Source organism: Pedobacter hiemivivus, assembly GCF_005144565.1.
In the GTDB taxonomy this organism is placed as follows: Bacteria; Bacteroidota; Bacteroidia; order Sphingobacteriales; family Sphingobacteriaceae; genus Pedobacter; species Pedobacter hiemivivus.
This window is the reverse complement of the sequence record NZ_SWDX01000017.1, coordinates 16,654-38,239: the sequence shown is the minus strand read 5'-3', so window position 1 is coordinate 38,239 and position 21,586 is coordinate 16,654. Positions and strand designations below refer to the sequence as shown.

10 protein-coding genes are annotated in these 21,586 nt (G+C 38.9%); 7 read left to right on the top strand and 3 right to left on the bottom strand.

The window, feature by feature from the left end:
- Window positions 1-13: 13 nt before the first annotated feature.
- The 3 genes from FBD94_RS25040 to FBD94_RS25030 all read right to left on the bottom strand — a co-directional run bounded on the left by FBD94_RS25040 (window position 14) and on the right by FBD94_RS25030 (window position 4,041).
- Window positions 14-340, bottom strand: a complete 327-nt coding sequence (locus FBD94_RS25040) for a DNA-directed RNA polymerase subunit omega (protein ID WP_131610716.1) — start codon at window positions 338-340, stop codon at window positions 14-16.
- Window position 341: 1 nt separating this feature from the next.
- Complete coding sequence (locus tag FBD94_RS25035; RefSeq protein ID WP_136882251.1) at window positions 342-1,271, bottom strand: outer membrane protein assembly factor BamD; 930 nt, start codon at window positions 1,269-1,271, stop codon at window positions 342-344.
- A 277-nt stretch (window positions 1,272-1,548) separates the two neighbouring features.
- Window positions 1,549-4,041, bottom strand: a complete 2,493-nt coding sequence (locus FBD94_RS25030; RefSeq protein WP_136882250.1) for a TonB-dependent receptor — start codon at window positions 4,039-4,041, stop codon at window positions 1,549-1,551.
- 236 nt (window positions 4,042-4,277) lie between these two features.
- On the opposite strand from FBD94_RS25030, the gene FBD94_RS25025 reads away from it, so the two are divergent.
- The 7 genes from FBD94_RS25025 to FBD94_RS24995 all read left to right on the top strand — a co-directional run bounded on the left by FBD94_RS25025 (window position 4,278) and on the right by FBD94_RS24995 (window position 21,562).
- Window positions 4,278-8,660, top strand: coding sequence for a hybrid sensor histidine kinase/response regulator transcription factor (locus FBD94_RS25025; protein ID WP_136882249.1), 4,383 nt, complete (start codon window positions 4,278-4,280; stop codon window positions 8,658-8,660).
- A 274-nt stretch (window positions 8,661-8,934) separates the two neighbouring features.
- Complete coding sequence (locus FBD94_RS25020) at window positions 8,935-12,174, top strand: SusC/RagA family TonB-linked outer membrane protein (protein ID WP_136882248.1); 3,240 nt, start codon at window positions 8,935-8,937, stop codon at window positions 12,172-12,174.
- 20 nt (window positions 12,175-12,194) lie between these two features.
- Window positions 12,195-14,039 (top strand): RagB/SusD family nutrient uptake outer membrane protein, encoded by a 1,845-nt coding sequence (locus tag FBD94_RS25015; RefSeq protein ID WP_136882247.1) that lies wholly within the window; start codon window positions 12,195-12,197, stop codon window positions 14,037-14,039.
- Window positions 14,040-14,052: 13 nt separating this feature from the next.
- Window positions 14,053-15,642: a DUF5123 domain-containing protein gene (locus tag FBD94_RS25010; protein ID WP_169472407.1), complete on the top strand. Its 1,590-nt coding sequence runs from the start codon at window positions 14,053-14,055 to the stop codon at window positions 15,640-15,642.
- Between the two features lie 184 nt (window positions 15,643-15,826).
- The gene (locus FBD94_RS25005; protein ID WP_205945938.1) at window positions 15,827-17,338 is read left to right on the top strand and encodes a pectate lyase family protein; all 1,512 of its coding nucleotides are present in this window, start codon (window positions 15,827-15,829) and stop codon (window positions 17,336-17,338) included.
- Between the two features lie 55 nt (window positions 17,339-17,393).
- Window positions 17,394-19,040 carry a glycoside hydrolase family 28 protein gene (locus FBD94_RS25000; protein WP_136882245.1) on the top strand — a complete coding sequence of 549 codons (1,647 nt, stop codon included), beginning with the start codon at window positions 17,394-17,396 and terminating at the stop codon, window positions 19,038-19,040.
- A 20-nt stretch (window positions 19,041-19,060) separates the two neighbouring features.
- The gene (locus FBD94_RS24995) at window positions 19,061-21,562 is read left to right on the top strand and encodes a glycoside hydrolase family 95 protein (RefSeq protein ID WP_136882244.1); all 2,502 of its coding nucleotides are present in this window, start codon (window positions 19,061-19,063) and stop codon (window positions 21,560-21,562) included.
- Window positions 21,563-21,586 lie beyond the last annotated feature (24 nt).

Here is a 21,586-nt window from a genome sequence, read left to right as displayed (position 1 = left end):
CCTATGCGTAATGTTATTGTTGCTCTTTAGCAGGATTTCTGTAATAGATCTTATCGTTCAAGAACTCATCAATAGCGATTAAGCTAGGCTTAGGTAAACGCTCATAGTACTTGCTGATTTCGATCTGCTCTCTGTTTTCAAAAATCTCTTCCAGGTTATCGTTAGAAGAAGCAAACTCAGCTAATTTGCCGTGAAGCTCTTCTTTCATGTTGTTAGAAATTTGATTAGCCCTTTTAGAAATAATAACTAAAGACTCATAAATATTATGTGTTTTCTGATCCAGGTCATTAACATTTCTGGTAACCGTAGTATTTGGTACAGTGGGTTTATTAGTGTTCATATTATTTGATGGGGGTTTTTGTAGTAATACTGTCTCTCTTAGCATCCTTTTCAAGTAATGCTTTATATTTTTTTTGATCTTTTTCTACTTCAGCAAGAAAAACTTTTGCTTTGTCTATACCGTTTTGACTAGCTTTCTTTAAAGCATTGGCTTCTGGTAATAGTTTGCTTTGTGGATGAGCTTCAATAAATTCATCTGCATAGCCTATAGCTTCATTAAAACGATCTTCCTGACGAATTTCATAGCTATTTCTTGCATACTCATATTGTGATTTGATAATCAGCAAATCCATTTCTTCTGCATATTTAATATCAGGGAAATCAATCTGAGCATTTTTTAATGCTATAACTGCCGATTGGTAGTTCACCGCATTAGCACCGGCACCACCAAGGTCGTAATATAACTTTGCATTGGTATAGGCTTTATCCTCTAGTTTTGCACGTAACAAACCAATGTATTTGGCTGCATCAATAGCACGTTCGCTTTTAGGGTAAAAGTTGATGAATAGTTGTAAGGCATCAATTGCTTTGTAAGTATTCTCTTGATCCAGACTAGGTGCTGGTGAATCCAAGTAATAGCAATAAGCACTCATATACCTGCATTCCTCAGCATATTTACTGGTAGGGTAGGTATCTGCAAATGATTTAAACTGATATCTTGCAGTAGTGTAATCCTTTAGTTTATATAATGTTAGGGCATAGTGATAGTTCAGCTCTTCAGCTTCAGCTCTACCCCTGTACTTCTGAGAAAGGTCTTCAAACAAGATCAACGCTTTTGCGTAATTTTTCTTGTTATACAGTCGCATGGCCTCCTGATATTTTTTGGCTACGTCATTACTCAATCTGATTTTTTCAAACTGGCTTTTGCAGCCCGAAATTGTCAGGGCTATAATGGTGAAACTTAATAGTAGTACGTGTTTAATTTTAAACATTCTGCAAAGATAAGGTAATAATACGATAACGTCAATTAAAAATAATAGGACGCTAAGCTATGTAAAGGCATTGAAGGTAGCAAGGCGTTAACATAATTTAACAAATAACCATTCTCTTCTGCGGCTGCATTACTTCGCAGAAGAAGCGAAGAACGCTGAGGCCGCTTCTGAGAAGGTAATTTGTTTGGTCAAGCAGAGGCATGGCGTAAGTTGTTTAAATGTAAACCGGGCTACCTTTTTACAGATAGCCCGGTTTTATAGGGATAGTAATATCAACTTAGAATTTATATGCTATTGTAGTCATGAATTGTCTTGGAGGAATAGGGTTTACACTATAGTTCTCGTGGACGTAGTAATTCAATTCGTTGGTAAGGTTTGATAGTTTACCAAGGATACTGATCTTTTTGTAGCTATAACCGGCAGATAAATCAAATGTGGTAAAACCTTTTACCGGGATAATACCTGATGAAGTACCTGATTTATTTGTGTTTCTACCACCATTGCGGTCGCCAGTATAAAAAGCAGATGCACCAAGTTTTAAGCCTTTCACTGGACCGGTATTAAAAGTATAGAATAGACTTCCGTTTGCAGTATTCTTAGTCGTTCCTACTAAGCGTTCTCCTTCAAGAATACCCTTGGTCACCAAATATTTTTTAGGATCTTTAGGGTCTATAACTTCAACATCACTAGTTTTAGTGTAGCGCATATAATTGTAGCTATATCCGACGATGAAATTTAAGCCTTCAACAATAGTTCCTGAAATGTCAATCTCAATACCATCACTTGCCGTTTTTCCTGTGAATTCCTTCAAGTTGGTATCACTGTTACGGTCCCCTTGAAGGTTTAATTCTGCTGTCTGTGCAAATCTGTTGTTAACAATTTTATACCAGGTAACATTAGCAGATAGTTTTCCATCAAGGAAATCATTTTTAATACCAGCTTCAAACTGATCAATAATAGACGGTTTCATTGGGGCATTTGTAGTCACATCTATACCCGCATTTGAGGTAAAGTTGCTGGCGTAACTTGCATAAATAGAAGTTGCTTTAAATGGCTCATAAACGACACCTACTTTAGGCGAAAAGGCTTTATCTGTTTTATCTGGGGTTGTACCTTTTACAGTTTTGTTGATTGTCACTGAGTCAATGGTTGTTGACGGTGTTTTTTGGTATGTCCAACGGATACCTGCTAAAACTTTAAACTTCTCACTAACGGTTACCATATCCTGAACAAAGCCGCCCACACGATAAATCGGAGCTTTTGTATTGGCCAATAAATTTGTCTCCGGGGCATTAAAGTTACTAGGGATATTGAATGAAGATAGATCAAGCAGATTTACAGTATCATAGTATTTTGCCTTTTCTGGAGCAAGTGTGGTCAATTTATTCGGATTGCTGAAACCACCAGTTTTTGTTCTCGATTGATCAGCATCTGCACCAACCAATAGTGTATGTGCCAAAGAACCTGTTTTAAATGTTCCAGTTAAGTTGACTTGCTGGTTGAAGGTGAGTTCGTTTATTTTAGATCTGGTAAGTGCACGATTCCAAATACCATCTGCTTTTACAAAAGGACGTTCGCTAGAGAAATAGTTCCTATCATAAGATTGCAGGGATGCAGAAACATTCAATTTCCAGTCGTTGTTAAACTTGTGATTTAAAACAGCCTGTGCAGTAGTGGTATTGGTTTTGTTATAAGCCCAATCGGTATTTAAAAATACATTTCTACCAAGTGGTGATATTTTATTGTCGACAGTACCGATACCAAAATCTGGACTGAAGTCACTTTTTAAGTAATCACCTTGGATGAGTAAATCTGTTTTGTCGCTAATTTGATAGAGTAAAGAAGGATTAACATAAATCCTTTCAGATTTTACTTTATCTCTAAAGCTACCCGCTTTTTCATAAGTTCCAATTACGCGAACAGCAATGTTTTTAGATACAGGACCGTATAAATCTAGTGTTGGTTTATAGAAGTCGTAACTTCCTATACGCATAGAGAACTCTCCTCCATACTCAAACTTAGGTTTTTTGGTTACCATGTTTACCACAGCACCACCACTAACGCCACCATAAAGTAAAGCCGAACTACCTTTAAGTACCTCTACTGATTCTAATGTACTGGCTTCTGGCATACCACCGATGGTAGTTCTAGCCCCATTTTTAAGTACGTTGTTAGCACCAAGGCTATAGCCACGAGCATAAAAGTTTTCGCCAACAGTTCCACGGTTAGCACCCAACGAAACACCATTTACATTCTTTATAACATCAGCTAAGCGATTTGCTTGCTGGTCTTGAATGACTTGAGTACCTATGATTTGAACCGATTGAGGTAAGTCTCTAGGAGCAATAGCTATTTTACCAAGACTAATAGGTTTTTGATTAGGAGTTTGATAACCACCAATCTCCACCTCGTCAAGCTGTCCAGAGTTTTCTGAAAGTATAAACTCAACATATGCTGTTTGTCCCTCAATTACCGTTACTTTTTGAGTTTGAACTTTCAAACCTACAGAAGAGATTTTTAAAGTATATTCTCCACTTTTTAAGTTGTTGAATTTGAATTTTCCTTCCTCGTTAGATAAAGTTTGTCTATTTTTTTCAACTATTTGTATGGTTACAAGGCTAGCTGGCTTGCTGTCATTTGCCCTAACCTTTCCCTTAATACCACCTCTTATCGGGGCAGACGCAAGTTGCGAAGGACCCTCCTGAGCAAAAGCAGGCAGGTTTAATGAAAATAGAATACTGAGAATAAAGATAGAGTAGATGTTTTTCATATACTTATTTAGATTAATTCTAACGGCGGCAAATGTAAGAGCTGAAACTTAAATCGCCAAATTTATTTAGAATAATTTTAAATAGATATGAATAGTGGGGACAAGCGATGGACAAATGCTTTCCATCTGGAAAACGATTGCACACATTTAATCGGGCATATCTTTTTTTTATTAACACATAGTATTTAATCTTGTTGTAACACCAATTATAATCTGGTATGTGTTAAGTTTGTATTATGCTTGAAAAAATGAGGCTGTATGGTATTATTTCACTGCTGTTTTTAACAGTAGAGGTTACCGCACAGATCAAATGTAAGATTGAGCATTATTCAACTGAAGACGGTTTATCCCACGATGGGGTAATGAATATTCTTAAAGATCGCGACGGTTTTATGTGGTTCGGCACTTGGGATGGTATCAACCGCTTTGATGGACATAATTTTGTAACCTATAAAACTCGTCCTGGCGATAGTTCCAGCTTAAAAATCAATAGAGTTGACAATATCATAGAAGACAAGCAAGGCTATTTATGGCTTGAAGTATATGATAATCAAGTTTACCGCTTTGATAAACAGAGTAAAAAGTTTTTGGCGATATCAAGCCTCTTGGAAGAAAAGAAAATCAAGAACATCTTGTTTACTGGAATTGAATTGGGAGGGAAGGATTTTGTATGGCTAACCACCTTAGACCAAGGGGTATTTGCAGTGAAAAATACTACATCCGGTAATCCTGAAATTATCAGATATGGACTTGGCCAGAAAGCAGGTTTTCAGTTGCCTTCAAATAAGGTTAATTTTTTACAGGCGGATAAACAGGATAATATATGGATAGGTACAGAGTCTGGGCTTTCCTGTTTGCTACCCGATTCGTCTGGGCAATATAAAAATAAGAGCTTGGATGCCGGTTTTGCAAAGAGGATGGCTTATACCTGCATGGTTGAAGAGGGACAGTATGTATGGTTTGGGACAAACGACGGATATTTAATTCGTTATGATAAATCCTCCCGTCAGTTTTTAAAGACAAAAATAGCAGTTAACAGGTTAAATGCATTATTGTTGAGTAAAAACCATCAGACCATATATGCTACAGGGGGGGGGGACGTGATCTCGATAAATATTTCAGATTTGAAAAGCGTTACTGCATCCATGCCTGGGATAGGGCCAATGTTGTCCATGTATGAAGATAAGACTGGCTTATTGTGGATCGAACCTGAAAAGCATGGACTGATCAAGTATAATCCCAGTACGCGTACTTTTAAGTACTTCTTTCAGGAGAATGATGCTAATTTTTACAATACTGCAAAGGAGTATAAAGTTTTTGAAGACCATAATGACCGGGTTTGGATGAGTATGAAAGGTGGTGGCTTTGGATATTATAATCCTATTGCCGATACTGTGGAATATTTTTACAATAAACCCGGTTCGGCCGATCATCAATTCTCAAACATTGTGATCTGGAGTTATCTTGATGAAGCGGGAGTTTTGTGGCTCAGTACGAGAGACAGAGGCATAGAGAAGATTATTTTCCAGGTAAATGATTTTAAGCATGGCTTGCTTGTTAAGAAGACACTTAATAAATCTGATAATGAGATCCGGGGAATATTTAGCGATAAAAATCGACGTTTATGGATTTCTTCAAAATCCGGTAACCTATATGTTTATGACAAGGGGAAAAAAGTAGAAGATATTTTTGTTAATAAGCCGCCCCGAAGTATTGGCTTGGTTTATAATATGATGCAGGACCGAACCGGTACAATATGGCTGGGAACGAAAGGAAATGGTTTATACAGGGCTGTACCAACCGATAAAAATGGATCAAGGTACATACTTACACATTACAAGGCGGATAAAAATGACATCAACAGCTTAAGCAGTGACCTTATTTATTCTATCCTGGAAGACAACAAAGGTAGGATATGGGTGGCTACCTATCAGTACGGGATTAATTTGCTCGTACCTGATGGAGATAAAGTCAAGTTTGTAAATATCCATAATTCTTTTAAAAATTATCCTGTAGGTTCCTGGAAAGCGAGACATGTGCAACAACACGTAAATGGTGACATATGGGTGGCGACGACTAAGGGCCTGGTCATATTTGATCCTGATAAAGGAAAGCCAGACAACTATACTTTTAAGAGTTATGGTAAAATTCCCGGTGACAAAAGTAGTCTGGGTAATAATGATGCGCAGTACATCTACAGAGACAGTAAGGATCGCATGTGGATCGCAACTTCTGGAGGAGGCTTAAACAAATTCCTAGGGGCCTCTGATCAACGATTAAAGTTTAAGGTATATACCATAGAAGACGGCTTACCCAGTGATTACATTTTAAGTATTATTGAAGACAAAACGCACAATTTATGGATGGGAACGGAAAATGGCATCTCCAAGCTGAATCCTGAACAGGAACGCTTCAGAAATTACGATTCTTATGACGGGCTACCGAAAACAGGCCTGTCGGAAGCTTCAAGTTTAATGCTTCCTAATGGAGACCTGCTTTTTGGCTGTATAAATGGCTACATTACTTTCAACCCTGCGGCAATTGTCGATCAGAAAATCAAAGCAAAAATAGCTTTTACTAATTTTCAGATTAACAACAAAGATGTCATTCCTGGCGAGGCTGGTTCTCCATTGAATGTTGATATCAACGATGCAAGGAATATAGAGCTTAAATACGACGAAAATATTATCAGTGTCGATTTTACTGTGCTCGATTATCGCTCCAGCAATAAGCAGGTGTATGCCTATCGTTTAAAAGGATTCGACGCCGAATGGCATCATGTAAACGATCAGCGAAAGGCTACCTATACGAATTTACCTCCGGGTAAGTACATTTTTGAGGTGAAGAGTCTGAACTCGGACCTATATGATAGTTTGCCGTTAAAAACACTATCCATAAATATTGCCCCACCACCATGGCGTACGGTATGGGCATATATATTATATGTTATCTTATTAGGTGTTTTTATCGAGATAGCCCGTAGGATTGTATTTACTATGATCAGGCTTCGTAATAGAATTACAGTTGAGCAACGTTTGACAGAGCTCAAACTCAGTTTTTTTACGAATATTTCTCATGAACTACGGACGCCCCTGACACTGATTGTAAATCCTATTGAAGAAATAGCACGGCAGGAGAATCTATCCCCTAAAGGACAGGAATATATCAATGTGGTACGTAGAAATGCCAATCGCATGGTTAGGTTTATCAATCAGCTATTAGACTTCAGGAAAGCCCAAAGTGGAAAGATGAATCTTAAGGTAACCCATGTAGATGTATTGGCGCTGGTGGAGGACATTGCACAGCACTTTTCTGAAATTGCAAATGAAAAACACATAGAACTCTCCATCTCCGCAAATGTTGAGGAACTTTATGCCTGGATAGATGCGGAAAAGGTAGATATTGTGATTTACAATTTGTTGTCAAACGCTTTTAAATTTACAGCAGATCACAAAATAATCAGTATTGTAATCGATAAAAAAGATGATTTTTTTACGATTAGTGTCATTGATCAGGGGATTGGTGTTCCAAACGATAAGTTGAACGATATATTTGAACTCTATTACGAGGTAGAGAAGGCGCCTGGAAATAACCTCGAAGGCACAGGCATCGGTCTGGCGCTTTGCAAGGAAATCGTTAAGCTACATCATGGTGAAATTGAGGCCCGAAATAATGTGGATGAGGGCTTGGCGGTTATTCTTAAACTACCATCTGGGAAACATCATTTTAAAGATGGAGAAAGTATTGTTATAGACAGTTCACCAGTACAAAAACATGTTTTCCCGAAGCCTACAGAAGTCATTACGAATGTTGAGATCAGTTCATCTCCCAGAGAGAAGGAGGATTTGCCTTTAGTATTGCTGGTGGATGATAACAATGAGCTGCGGAAATTCCTGGCAGATCAGTTAAAGGAGTTTTACAGGGTTGTTGAAGCCAGAGACGGAAAAGAAGGGCTCGAAGTAGCCTTTAAATTAGTGCCAGACCTGATTATGAGCGATGTGATGATGCCCGAAATGGACGGCATACAGTTGCTGGATAAATTGAAGAGCAATGTTGCTACAAGTCATATTCCCGTGGTGCTACTCACTGCAAAATCATCTGTTGAAAATCAGATTGAAGGTTTAAAGTACGGTGCTGATTACTACATCACTAAGCCTTTTCAGACTAATTTTATTCTTGCGTCGATAGATAACTTGTTGAAGCAACGTAAAAAAGTATTTGAGTCTTTATTGGCCAGTAAGAAAACCATAGACCTTAATCCAGGGGAGATCGTTATCACGTCAAAAGATGAAATCTTCCTGAAAGAGATCATTGACATTGTTGAAAATGGAATGGTAGATGTGGAATTTAATATTGACACTGTAGCCGAATCAATAGGAATGGGACGGACTACTTTTTATAAGAAATTTAAGAGCCTGACCAATCTTGCTCCTGTAGAATTTGTTCGCGAGATGCGCTTAAAAAGAGCGAAACAGTTTCTGGACGCCAATGGACAGAATATTTCTGAGATCGCCTATGCGGTTGGTTTTAACAGTGCCAAATATTTCAGTACTTGCTTCAAAGAAGAATATGGTGTATCTCCATCCGAATATTTAAAATCTAACGGCTTAAAATCCTGATCAAACAGATAAAATGTACTTTCGACGCTATGTTGATAGTTTTTGGATGTATTTCGTCAAAAATTAGACCTCAGAAATTCACCTATTAGGTAAGTTTGTTTAAACGAATAACCAAATATTAAACCATTCGAGCTTACTACAGGAACGGCATCACTCATTTAAATGAGAAAATAGTCTTCACGCATCTTCGTCTGAAATTAAGTTTATCATACGAAGATCCTACCTGCATGAACGATAGTTTATTTGGTTAAGAACAAGAAACTAAATATAAACTATGAATAAATTACTACTTCCATTTTTTATGCTGTTACTTATATGTAGTACAGCGTGGGCGCAAACCCGGAAAATTACGGGTAAAGTTTCTGATGACAAGGGAGCTATGGTCGGTGTGAGCATTAAGCTAAAGGGAGCGACTACTGCAAGCACCACAAATTCCGACGGGAAATTTACGGTTAATATCCCGGCAACGGGTAATGCGGTTCTGGTTTTTAGCTACATTGGCTATATCACCAAGGAAGTTACCGTAGGAACCCGTTCAGAGATAAACGTTACCCTTGAGGATGATCAGCAAGGGCTAAATGAAGTTGTAGTGATCGGTTACGGTACAGTAGCGAGAAAAGATCTGGCGGGAGCTGTAGGATCACTAAAAGGGAGTGAAATTGCTAAGACGCCGGTAGCAAATATTGCCGAGGCCTTAACAGGTAGAATTCCAGGTGTACAGGTTACCACTTTAGACGGTGCTCCCGGAGCTGACATCATCATCCGTGTGAGAGGCGGAGGCTCGATTACTCAGGATAATGCGCCTTTATACATTGTAGATGGATTTATCGTAGATAACATTAACAATATTGCTCCTACGGATATCGAAAGTGTAGATGTGTTGAAAGATGCGTCGTCAACTGCAATTTATGGTGCCAGAGGTGCAAATGGTGTTGTAATCGTTACCACGAAATCGCCAAAAGCAGGAAAAACTGCTATCTCCTATAATGGTTACGGTCAAGGTAAAATTTTACCGAGAAAACTTGAAGTACTTTCACCTTATGATTTTGCCCTCGTACAGTATGAATATGGGATGTTAAGGGGGCAGACTTCAAGTGAGTTTAAAAATTTTACCAGATACTTTGGTGTCTACGATGATCTGGAATTATATAAATACCAAAAACCAACAGACTGGCAGGAAGAGCTTTTTGGTCGTGTTGTAAAGTCACAGCAACATAATATAAGTTTAACAGGAGGTACTGATAAAACCAAACTTAGTTTTAATACAACTTACAATAAAGATGAGGGGTTGATGCTCAACTCTGAACAGCAACGTTTTTACCTTAATTTTAAATTGAACCACCAGATTTCTAATAAGCTAAAGCTAGATCTGGCAGCTAGATATTCTAATAATGTAGTAGACGGTGCCGGAACTTCAGGTACATCAAGTATCAGGATCGGAGATGGAATTCAAACCCGACCAGTAAACGGATTGGCAGATCAGATTGTAATTGATCCTGATGATGTTGCTGAAGGGAATGATGATTTTGATAATTTTCTAAGATCTACCATCAAACCTACCGACCTTGTTCAACAGGATTACAGAAAAAGAACAAATAATGATTTAAGTCTCAACGCTGCCTTAGGCTGGGATGTTACGAAAAAGCTTACTTTAAGAACAGAGCTTTCAGTTACTAAGCGCAATAGTTTAAGTAAGCGCTATTGGGGGCCATTAACAGGAGAATCCCGCAATGTGGGCTTAAACAAGCCATTGGCTGAGCTGTCAAGTGGCGTTAGCAATACCTATAGATGGGTTAATACTGCAAATTATAAAGTTTTAAAATCGAAGCAACATAATCTGGGGGTATTGCTGGGGCAGGAACTAAATACCACTTTTGGAAATACCCTTTTTAATCGTGTAAAATATTTTGAAGATAGTTTAACACCTGAAATGATCTTTGCAAATATGGCCTTGGGTACATCTGAAAGAGTCGAAACCAGGGAAGAAAGAGGCGAAGACCTGATGTCTTTCTTTGGACGCGTAAATTATACTTTTCTGGATAAGTATATCCTGTACCTTACTTTACGGGCAGACGGATCCAGTAAATTTGGACCTGCAAATACTTGGGGATATTTCCCGGCGGCTTCTTTTGCCTGGAGGGTATCCGATGAAGCATTCATGAAAGACATCAAGGTGGTTTCAGATTTGAAACTTAGAGTGAGTTATGGAGAAGCTGGAAATAATCGTATTGCTAATGATTCCTGGAGATTCTTATTTGGGCCAAGTCAGAACAGAACTTATGGTGCTGGTGATATCAATCAAACCTATTATGCAGTAATCAATAAGCAATTGCCCAATCCTAATCTGAAATGGGAAACAACAATCTCAAGGAACATAGGATTAGATTTTGGATTGTTTCAAAATAAAGTGACAGGAACATTAGATATTTACCAAAACACGACCAAGGATTTGATTGTTGACAATGAGATTCCTCCTCAAACAGGTTTTCCAAGTCAATTGATCAATATTGGACAGACTTCCAATAAAGGAATTGAACTTGCTTTGAATGCCAATCTGATTACCAAAAAAGACTTTACGCTTAGTGCTTCTTTTAACATTGGCAGAAATCTGCCAAAAATTGATAAACTGGATGGTAATAACCAAAGGATTTTACAATCCAATTGGGCCGGTACTGATTTAAAAGCACAGGATGATTATCTGCTTCAGGTTGGAAAAACGGTTGGTTTAATGTATGGATATGTAAGTGATGGATTTTATACGATTGATGATTTCTCATCTTATAATGCCACTTCCAGAACTTATGTACTTAAACCAGGTGTAGCAAATTCAAATACCCTTTTGGGTGGTATCATTGGCATAAGGCCGGGTACTATGAAGTTGAAAGATCTGGATGGAGATGGATTTGTAACTGCTGATAAAGACAGGAAAATAATCGGAAGTGCTATTCCAAGTCATAGTGGAGGTTTTGGTCTAAACGCTACTTATAAATCCTTTGATATTTCAACTTTTTTTAATTGGGTATATGGCAATCAGATTTATAATACAGGAAGAATTCAGTTCAATATGTTGTATAGGACTACCTTCGGTAACATGTTGAACACGATGAATTACGAAGACCGTTTCAAATACATCAATAGTGAAGGGCAGTTGGTTACAGAATTAACAGATTTAGCGGAGTTAAATAAAAATGCTAAAATCTGGTCGCCATTCTCAAGTGGAACTGCTTCTCCGGTGTTTAGTGATGATGCTGTGGAGGACGGGTCTTTCTTCAGGATGACATATGTAACGCTTGGATATACACTGCCAAAAAAACTGACTTCAAAGGTGGGCATATCTTCTTTGAGATTTTACGCTACTGCTTACAATGTGTTTCTGTTAACGAGCTATACGGGATATGATCCTGAAGTATCTACAACAAGAAGCGGTTCTTATGCTGCTTTAACTCCTGGTGTAGATTATTCTGCATACCCTAAAAGCCGTACTTATACATTCGGTGTCAATTTAAATTTTTAATCGAATAAAGAAATTATAACATGAAAAGTATAAAAATATTTGGTCTGTTGATGCTGGGAATTGCAATCCTGTCTTCATGTAAAAAATTTTTGGAAACAGATACGCCATCAAATTTCACGCAGGAAGTGATCTTTGGAACTGAAGCTGATGCCACGAAATCTGTGTTTAGTATTTATGCGCTATTTAACCAGGATGCTTTTACGTCGAGGTTATCTAACACGTTCATTGGAAATACGGATATTGAAATAGGAGGAGTAGGAGCAGCTCCCGACAATTCCAGAAGAGATATCTGGTCATTGGAAGCTACAGATGCCAATGGTGATATCAGAACCGTCTGGAACAATGCATATACAGCAATAAACCGGGCTAACCTTTGCGTTGAAGGGCTGGAGCAATCAAAAATTGCTGAAAATCCAGAAATGAAACAATTATTAGGTGAATCTAAAGCCTTAAGGGCGTTATGGTATTATTGGTTGATTAATTACTGGGGAGATGTGCCTTTTAATTTGAAGCCAACTAGGGGTGGTGATAATTTTTATCAGCCAAGGGTTGGTAGAGATACCATTCTAACTACACTTATCAATGACTTGATCAGTATAGAGCCATTAATGAAACCGGCAAGTCAAGTTACTTATGGTGTAGAACGTATCAATAGGGAATTTGTGATGGGACTTATTTCAAGGCTGGCATTGTGCCGGGGGGGGTATTGGCTCTATCCAGATATGACTTCTAAAAGAAAAAGTGATTATAAAGAGTATTACAAAATAGCTCGTGATTATAGCCTTAAATTGATGACGACTTTTGACAGATCATTGACACCTCGTTTTCAGGACATCTTTGACAATCAAAGTAAGTGGAAGGTAGTGAGTAATGAGGATATTCTATTTGAGGTTGCATTTGCACCAGGCTTCGGCGATGTAGCATGGAATATCGGACGTACAGTAGATGCAGGTACGCATCCTTATGGTTCTGGTAGCAGTTATGTAGGGTTGAGTCCAGCATTATATTATGCATATGACACATTAGACACCAGATTAGAATCTTTAGCGATATTTAAATACAATTCCGATCTGGTACAAATTCCTCTAGGTGCCAATGGTGTGAGCACGGGTAAATGGTCAAGGCTATTAATGCCTACCGCATCGGGCTCGGCCTCTGCCAAAGGGACTGGTATCAACTGGCCGATTATGCGTTATACAGATGTTTTGTTGATGTTTGCAGAAAGTGAAAATGAATTGAATGAAGCACCTACTGCAGCAGGTAAAGCTGCGTTAAGAAGAGTAAGAGCGCGGGCCTTTCCTAAAGATGCAACTACCGTTCAGACTAAGGTCGACAACTATATCAATACAGTTAGTGCGAGTAAAGAAACTTTTTTCGAAGCAATTGTTGATGAGCGTGCTTTTGAATTTGCTGGGGAATGTATCCGTCGCTATGACCTGATTAGATGGAATAACTACGGTAAAAAGATTGTAGAAGCGAAACGTATCCTGGCTCAAATGGGTGAGAATACCTATTATAATATCGGAACGTATGCCAACTTACCAGGAACTGTATACTATAAAAATACAGCAGATAAAAAAGTTATTTTTTATGGCGGAACGTTTAGAAGAACACCAGAAATCCCACCAATAAAAGATGTGCCAAGTAAAGGAAGTAATCCTGATGGCTGGACAGCTGTAGGTTGGTTGAGTGTACTTTATAACAAAACTTTAACACGTCCGGCAGACTATGTGCTCAATTCATGGAGAGGTTATAAGGATGAGACTGGTTTAACACCGGTAAGGTATATCCTTCCTCTACATAGTGCAACTATTTCAAGTAGTATGGGTACTTTAACGAATGATGGTTATGGTTACGGAAATTAAAAATATTCAGATCATGAAAAATATGTTCAAGAATTATATATTAATTGCCGTATCAGTGGCAATTGTTAGCGGGCTAATATCCTGTAAAAAAAGTGAGGATTTGGGAAAAGTGCCAAGACTCTTCAGGCCTGTTATCAAGGGGGCTCTTCTTGCACCATCAAATTACATAGAAGGATCTTGGCAAAAGATGAGCGAAGCAAAGGGATACATCGCGCAAATTAGTCGCGATACCTTCAGAACCATTGACAAATCGGTTAATTTAGATTCGAACAACGTTGTGTTTGAGGAACTCCTTTGGGAGCAATTATATCAGATACAAATTATTGCTGTTGCCCCAGATCCCTCAAAAAATTCGAAACCCTCCTTTTTAGGGGAAATTAAAACACCAAGATTTCCAACTATTTTGGCTTTGCCTAGCTTATCGGATGTTACGGAGAGTGCCGTAAAACTTAGATGGACAAATAGCGGAGACGCGGTTACCAGTGTAAAGGTTCTTTTGGCTAGTAACAGTTCAGAACTGAAGCAGATCAATCTGACTGCCCAAAACATCAGTAATCAGTTTCTCGATATTACCGGTCTTGAACCATCTACAGCTTATATTGTTTATTTGTATAGCGGTACCAAAGTGAGGGGCTGGAATAACTATACAACTAAAGCTCCTTTGACTGGTATTATTATCGATTTAAGGGCAATCGACCTTAGCGTAAAGACCCAAATCCTGACAGATACCATACCCGATATACCAAGTGGAAGTACGATTATATTGAGGCGTGGGTCCACTTATAATGTGCCCGCAGCTATTGCATTGAACAAATCGATCAAGCTAGTTAGTGGTTCAGACCTGAGCATCACCTCAAATGCTGCGGTTACCATAGCAGGATCCTTTTTTAGCTTTACAGCCGGAAGCAATATCGATTACCTGGATTTTGAGAATGTCAATATCAAAGGATTGGTAGGTGGTTACGCCTTAAATGTCAATACAGCTTGTAATATTGGCCGGATAAGTTTTGAAGGTTGCTATTTAGATACTTTCCGCGGCTTGGTTAGAATGCAAACTGCAACAAACAGCATTACTAATCTGTCGATTAACAACTGTATTGTTAGCAACGTATTGGATTATGGCTTGCTTAACGTAAACGCAGCAATTAATAAAGTAGACAACCTTAGCTTAACCAATAGTACAGTTTATGCTTGCGAAAAACTATTTACCAGCAAACAAAATACGATAAGTGTATCTATAAACGATAATACGTTTCATCAGACTCCATTGTCGGGCAGTTATTACCTGGATTATAACGGTTTTACCATCTCTGGAATCACGTCTGTAAAAAATAATATTTTTAGTATTGGAAAAGGTACTGGTTCACCCCCGGTAACTACTGTAAACGGCAAACGTGGCACAATGAACTTGAGCACATCCAATAATTATTCCACCTCAGATTTTGGTTGGGCCACTGCTACAACTGCTTTTACAGATGTAACTGCGCATATCAGACCTTCGGCAGATCTTTTTACTGATCCCAGTACAGGTAATTTTATGATTAAAGATGCTGGCTTTGCAGGAAAAAGCACTGCTGGAGATCCACGTTGGAGACTTAAATAAAATAACAGTCCATCCTTAACTGTACGGAAAAAAATAAGCTTTCCGTACAGTTTCTTTATTACTCAAATAAAAACGTCAGCTCTCTATCTATTTAATCTGTCCGGCGGAACTATTGATTTGTGGGCAGTCTAGGTCTAATCATTAACAGACGGACAGGCAAAGAATATGCCCTAGAAAAGATTTTATGAACATGGAAGTTATTTCAAAAAGATTGTTACTAAGCTCGGTAATGCTGCTCATTATTTTCAGCTTTACGAACTGCGAAAAAAAGAAAAAGGCAGACCTGATACCTTCGAAAGAGGAAGATAAAGGTACATTAGAACCAAAGCCCATCACAGAAACTGCATACGCGTTTCCGGGAGCAGAAGGTTTTGGACGTAACGCAACAGGTGGGAGGGGAGGTAAAATAATTAAAGTAACGAACCTTAACGATGCTGGTGCCGGAAGTTTGAGGGCTGCGGTTGAAGCTACTGGTCCGAGAATAGTGGTATTCGATATTTCTGGTACCATAGCCTTAAAAAGCAGATTGGTGATTAAAAACAAAGACATTACTATAGCAGGACAAACGGCTCCGGGTGATGGTATTTGTCTGAGGAACTATGAAGTCAATGTAGGTGCAGATAATGTTATTGTCCGTTACATGCGTTTTAGGATGGGCGATACCGAGCAACAGGAGGGAGATGCCTTTGGTGGGCGATTTCAGAAAAATATTATTGTAGACCATTGTTCTATGAGTTGGTCTACCGATGAATGTGTGTCTTTTTATGCCAATGAGAACTTTACACTGCAATGGTGTTTAATTACCGAAAGTTTAAGAAACTCTGTGCACGGAAAGGGAGCACATGGTTATGGAGGCGTATGGGGAGGGAAATATGCTTCTTTCCATCACAATTTGATGGCTAATCACGACAGTCGTAATCCAAGGTTTGGGGAGGAGGCAGGAAAAGCTTTCGCCTTGACGGATCTGGTGGATATGAGAAACAATGTTTTCTATAACTGGGGACCAACTAATAACGCGTATGGTGGTGAAGGAATGAATGTCAATGTCATCAATAACTATTATAAACCCGGACCAGCAACAACCAAGAAAGAGCGCATTATCTCTATCGACAAAAATAAAATAGCTGGTACCGAGGTTTACAACATCTGGGGTAAATTCTATATCACTGGCAATTATGTAAATGAAGGCATCCAGGTTACGAACGATAACTGGACTTACGGCGTGTACAATCAATTTCATAGTAGTTATGGAACGATATCGGATGCAGACAGGCTTGCAATGAAGTTAAATATACCCTTGGCCATTGATAATAATGTAACTACTCATACAGCATTGCAGGCGTATGATAAAGTAATGGACTATGCGGGTGCTGTATTAAAAAGAGATCCGATTGATACACGTACGGTTTTACACACGCGCAATAAAACTTTCTATAAAACAGGCTCCAATGGCAGTGCTAACGGAATCATTGATACACAGACCGATGTTGATGGCTGGCCTGTACTGCAAAGCTTACCGGCACAATTAGATACAGATGCAGATGGCATGCCAGATGATTGGGAAAAATCCAAAGGTCTTGATCCTAAGGTAGCAAATGCTGGTGGACGTAATCTGAGTACTGCTTATGACAATATAGAAGTTTACATCAACAGTATTGTTGCTTCAATTACTGAAAATCAAGCTAAAGCCCAATAATATTAAATCCCAGGGAAACCTGATGAAGTAGACACTAATACACAAATACCAACAGATGAAATTATACTATTTAAGATTTTTTCTAACCACAGTTTCGCTAAGCGTATATTCGTTATGCCTGATCGCGCAAACAAACGATTATTCCTGGGATAAGCTCCCTGAAATAAAACAGCCGTCTTTTAGACCGGATACTTTTAATATTGTTCGGTTTGGGGCAATAAGTAACGGGAATACACTAAATACGAAGAGTATTAATGATGCTATCATTACATGCAACAGAAAAGGTGGCGGAGTGGTATTGATCCCTGCCGGTTATTGGCTTACGGGGCCGGTCGAATTGAAGAGTAATGTAAACTTGCATCTGGAGAAAAATGCGTTACTCCAGTTTACGGCTGATTTTAACCAATATAAAATTATAGAAGGTAACTATGAGGGTAAGCCCTCTGCAAGAAACCAATCGCCGATTATGGGTACAAACCTAGAAAATATAGCAATTACTGGGTTTGGGACAATAGATGGAAATGGTGATGCCTGGCGAATGGTAGGAAAAAATGCCTTAACCGAAGCCGAATGGAACAAAAAAAAGCTGTCGGGAGGATTGGTAAGTGAAGATGGGAAAACCTGGTTCCCTAGCGAAAAAACCAAGAAAGCACACCTCGAAAAAAGCTCGGTTTTATTAGGTCCCGCAAAGAAGCTATCAGATTTTGAAGACATCAAAGATTTTTTACGGCCGAACCTGGTTGTGCTGACAAACTGCAGTAAAGTTCTTTTGGAAGGCCTAACCTTTCAGAATTCACCAGCGTGGAACCTGCATCCACTAATGTGCAATAACCTGACGATAAGAAATATTAAGGTGAAAAATCCGGATTATGCACAGAATGGTGATGGCGTAGATATTGAGTCCTGTAAAAATGTACTGGTTGAAGGATCTGTATTTGATGTTGGGGATGATGCGATTTGCATTAAATCTGGTAAAGATGAGGAAGGCAGAAAAAGAAATATGCCAACGGAAAATGTGATCATTAGGAATAACCTCGTTTACGCAGGGCATGGAGGGTTTGTAGTAGGAAGTGAAATGTCAGGCGGAGCGAGAAATATATTTGTTTCTGATTGTTCATTTATGGGAACAGACAAGGGAATTAGATTTAAAACAACCAGAGGCCGTGGTGGGATTGTAGAGAAGATCTACATCAGGAATCTCAACATGTTCAATATTGTTGACGAGGCCATATTCTTTGATATGTACTACTGGACTAAACCCCCTGAAGCTAATGAGAAACAGGAAGCTCCAAAAGTTAGCATAGAGACACCACAGTTTAAGGATATTTTTATAGAAAATATCATTTGCAACGGTGCCAATAAAGGCATTTTTATCAGAGGGCTCCCCGAAATGGCGGTTAAGCATATCTATATGAAAAATTTATTTCTTAATGCCAATAATGCAATAGAAATAACAGATGCGGATCATATTGAAATAAAAAATTCGGTATTGTTAACAAAGGGGAAAGATCCGCTCGTATACATTGAGAGTAGTAAAAATATCAATTTAGACGGGGTTAAATTTAATCCGGAGGCAGAGGTTTTATTTGATATCAATGGTGTGTCAGCATCAAATATCCGGATGAAAAATGCTGATCTAAAGAACGATGCCATTAAGGCCTCATTTAATCACGGAGCTCAGGAAAAATCATTTAAAAAGTGATGAAATTTAATAACAACGTGATGAAGATAATTAAATCAGTATTTAAAATATATTTCAAATCCCTTGTATGTTTAGTGGCAGGTACAATACTCGTTGCTGGTGCCTTACCGGCATTTTCACAGCAATGGTTAAAACTGGAATACAATAAACCCGCAACAAACTGGAATGAAGCGCTGCCCCTTGGTAACGGACGCCTGGGCGTGATGATATTCGGTAATCCGGAAAAGGAACAATTACAGCTGAATGAGGAAACGGTATGGGCGGGGGAACCCGGTAATAATGTTCCTGAAAATGTAACTCACAAAATTGATGAGATAAGGCAGCTGTTGTTTTCTGGTAAAAATAATGAAGCCCAGGATCTGTCTAATTTAACCTTTCCGCGGCAGGTGCCAAAGCACCTTAATTATGGTATGCCATATCAAACTGTAGGTGATGTATGGCTCAGTTTTCCCGGTCACGCTAATTATTCCGACTATAAAAGGGAACTGGACATCGAAAATGCAACTTCGACTGCAACCTATAAAGTGAATGGTGTGACGTTTACCCGTACTGTCTTTTCTTCTTTTACAGATAATGTGATCATCATGAAGATCAGCGCCGATAGAAAAAAGAGTATAAATACACGCATTGGTGTGTCCAGTATACATAAAGACCATAAAATTGCAACCACTGAAAAGCAGCTCCTGCTGCAGGGAACAAGCGGAAGCGTAGATAATAAAACAGGCAAAATAAAGTTTGCGGGTCGGATTGAACCTGTGCTAAAAGGTGGTAGCCTGGAAATATCTGGTGGAGAACTTCAAATAAAAGATGCAGATGAGGTGACCTTATACATTTCAATCAGCACAAATTTCAAAAACTATAAAGATCTATCAGAAGATGAATTAAAGAAATCGGGCGCAATTTTAGCTAAAGCAAAAAAAGTAAGCTATAGCAAGGCTATTGAAACACATGTAAAAAAATATCAGAAATATTTTAACCGTGTAACACTCGAATTGGGTGCATCAGCCCAGTCTAAAAAGAATACGGACGTACGTATTATGGAATTTGCGAAGAACAGTGATCCCCAGCTGGTCGCATTGTACTTCCAGTTTGGCCGTTATCTGCTCATCTCCTGCTCACAACCCGGTGGTCAGCCTGCAAATCTACAGGGGATATGGAATGATAAAAACTCACCGCCATGGGATAGTAAATATACGGTCAATATCAATACGGAAATGAATTACTGGCCTGCGGAAATTACAAACCTTACAGAGATGCACCAACCTTTGTTTGCAATGCTTAAAGATCTTGCAGAAACGGGAAAGGAAAGTGCTAAGGGCATGTACAATGCCCGGGGATGGAATATGCACCATAATACAGATCTATGGAGAATTACAGGAATTGTGGACGGTGGATTTTATGGGACATGGCCTATGGGAGGAGCCTGGCTGACACAGCATTTATGGCAGCATTTTATGTTTACCGGAGACCGGAAGTTTTTGAAGGAATATTATCCAGTACTTAAGGGAGCTGCATTATTTTATCTGGATGCACTAAAAGAGGAACCCACTCATAAATGGCTGGTAATGGCGCCGTCTATGTCGCCCGAAAATACTTACGAAAAAGGAGTGGGCATTTCAGCCGGTACTACTATGGATAACCAGTTAATTGCTGATGTTTTTAATAATATCATTGATGCCGCAAAGATTTTAAATGTTGACCAGTCATTTACCGATTCTGTTTCATGGGCACTAAAAAAGATGCCGCCTATGCAGATAGGGCAGCATAATCAGTTGCAGGAATGGCTCGGGGATATGGATAAAACCGGGGATAAACATCGGCATATTTCACATTTGTATGGTTTATATCCCTCGGGGCAGATCTCCCCCTTCAGAACTCCGGAATTATTGGAAGCTGCGAAAAATTCACTGATCTACAGAGGGGATAAGTCTACAGGCTGGTCTATGGGTTGGAAAGTGAACTGGTGGGCGAGGTTGCTGGATGGAAATCAGGCTTATAAACTAATTTCGGATCAGCTTAGTCCTGCACCGTTAGCGCAAAAAGGACAATCAGGAGGAACCTATCCTAATTTGTTGGATGCACATCCTCCGTTTCAGATAGATGGAAATTTTGGCTGTACCGCAGGAATAGCCGAAATGCTTTTGCAAAGTTATGATGGTAATATCTTCATACTTCCGGCATTACCTGAAGCATTTAAAGAAGGAAAGGTGAGTGGACTTAAAGCACGTGGAGGATTCGAACTGGCGATGGAATGGAAAGCCGGGAAATTGGAAAAGCTAACCTTGAAATCTGAACTTGGCGGGAACTGCAGACTAAGGGTTCGGCAAAATATAACCTTAAACGGGAGTACATTATTAACAAAGGCTAAAGGTGAAAACAGCAATGCTTTTTATCAGGTGAATGGGATTAAAGCGCCTTTAATTTCTGAAAAAGCAAGACTCAAAGGCATGCCGGTTCCCGAAACAGAATTGTATGATTTTGATACGAAGGCGGGAAAGACTTATGTGTTTACCGTAGATTGAATATCATCTGACATTAATCTTAAA

Coding starts and splice junctions, on each gene's coding strand:
- FBD94_RS25040 (WP_131610716.1), bottom strand. CDS start 340: ATGAACACTAATAAACCCACTGTACCAAATACTACGGTTACCAGAAAT.
- FBD94_RS25035 (WP_136882251.1), bottom strand. CDS start 1,271: ATGTTTAAAATTAAACACGTACTACTATTAAGTTTCACCATTATAGCC.
- FBD94_RS25030 (WP_136882250.1), bottom strand. CDS start 4,041: ATGAAAAACATCTACTCTATCTTTATTCTCAGTATTCTATTTTCATTA.
- FBD94_RS25025 (WP_136882249.1), top strand. CDS start 4,278: ATGCTTGAAAAAATGAGGCTGTATGGTATTATTTCACTGCTGTTTTTA.
- FBD94_RS25020 (WP_136882248.1), top strand. CDS start 8,935: ATGAATAAATTACTACTTCCATTTTTTATGCTGTTACTTATATGTAGT.
- FBD94_RS25015 (WP_136882247.1), top strand. CDS start 12,195: ATGAAAAGTATAAAAATATTTGGTCTGTTGATGCTGGGAATTGCAATC.
- FBD94_RS25010 (WP_169472407.1), top strand. CDS start 14,053: ATGAAAAATATGTTCAAGAATTATATATTAATTGCCGTATCAGTGGCA.
- FBD94_RS25005 (WP_205945938.1), top strand. CDS start 15,827: ATGAACATGGAAGTTATTTCAAAAAGATTGTTACTAAGCTCGGTAATG.
- FBD94_RS25000 (WP_136882245.1), top strand. CDS start 17,394: ATGAAATTATACTATTTAAGATTTTTTCTAACCACAGTTTCGCTAAGC.
- FBD94_RS24995 (WP_136882244.1), top strand. CDS start 19,061: ATGAAGATAATTAAATCAGTATTTAAAATATATTTCAAATCCCTTGTA.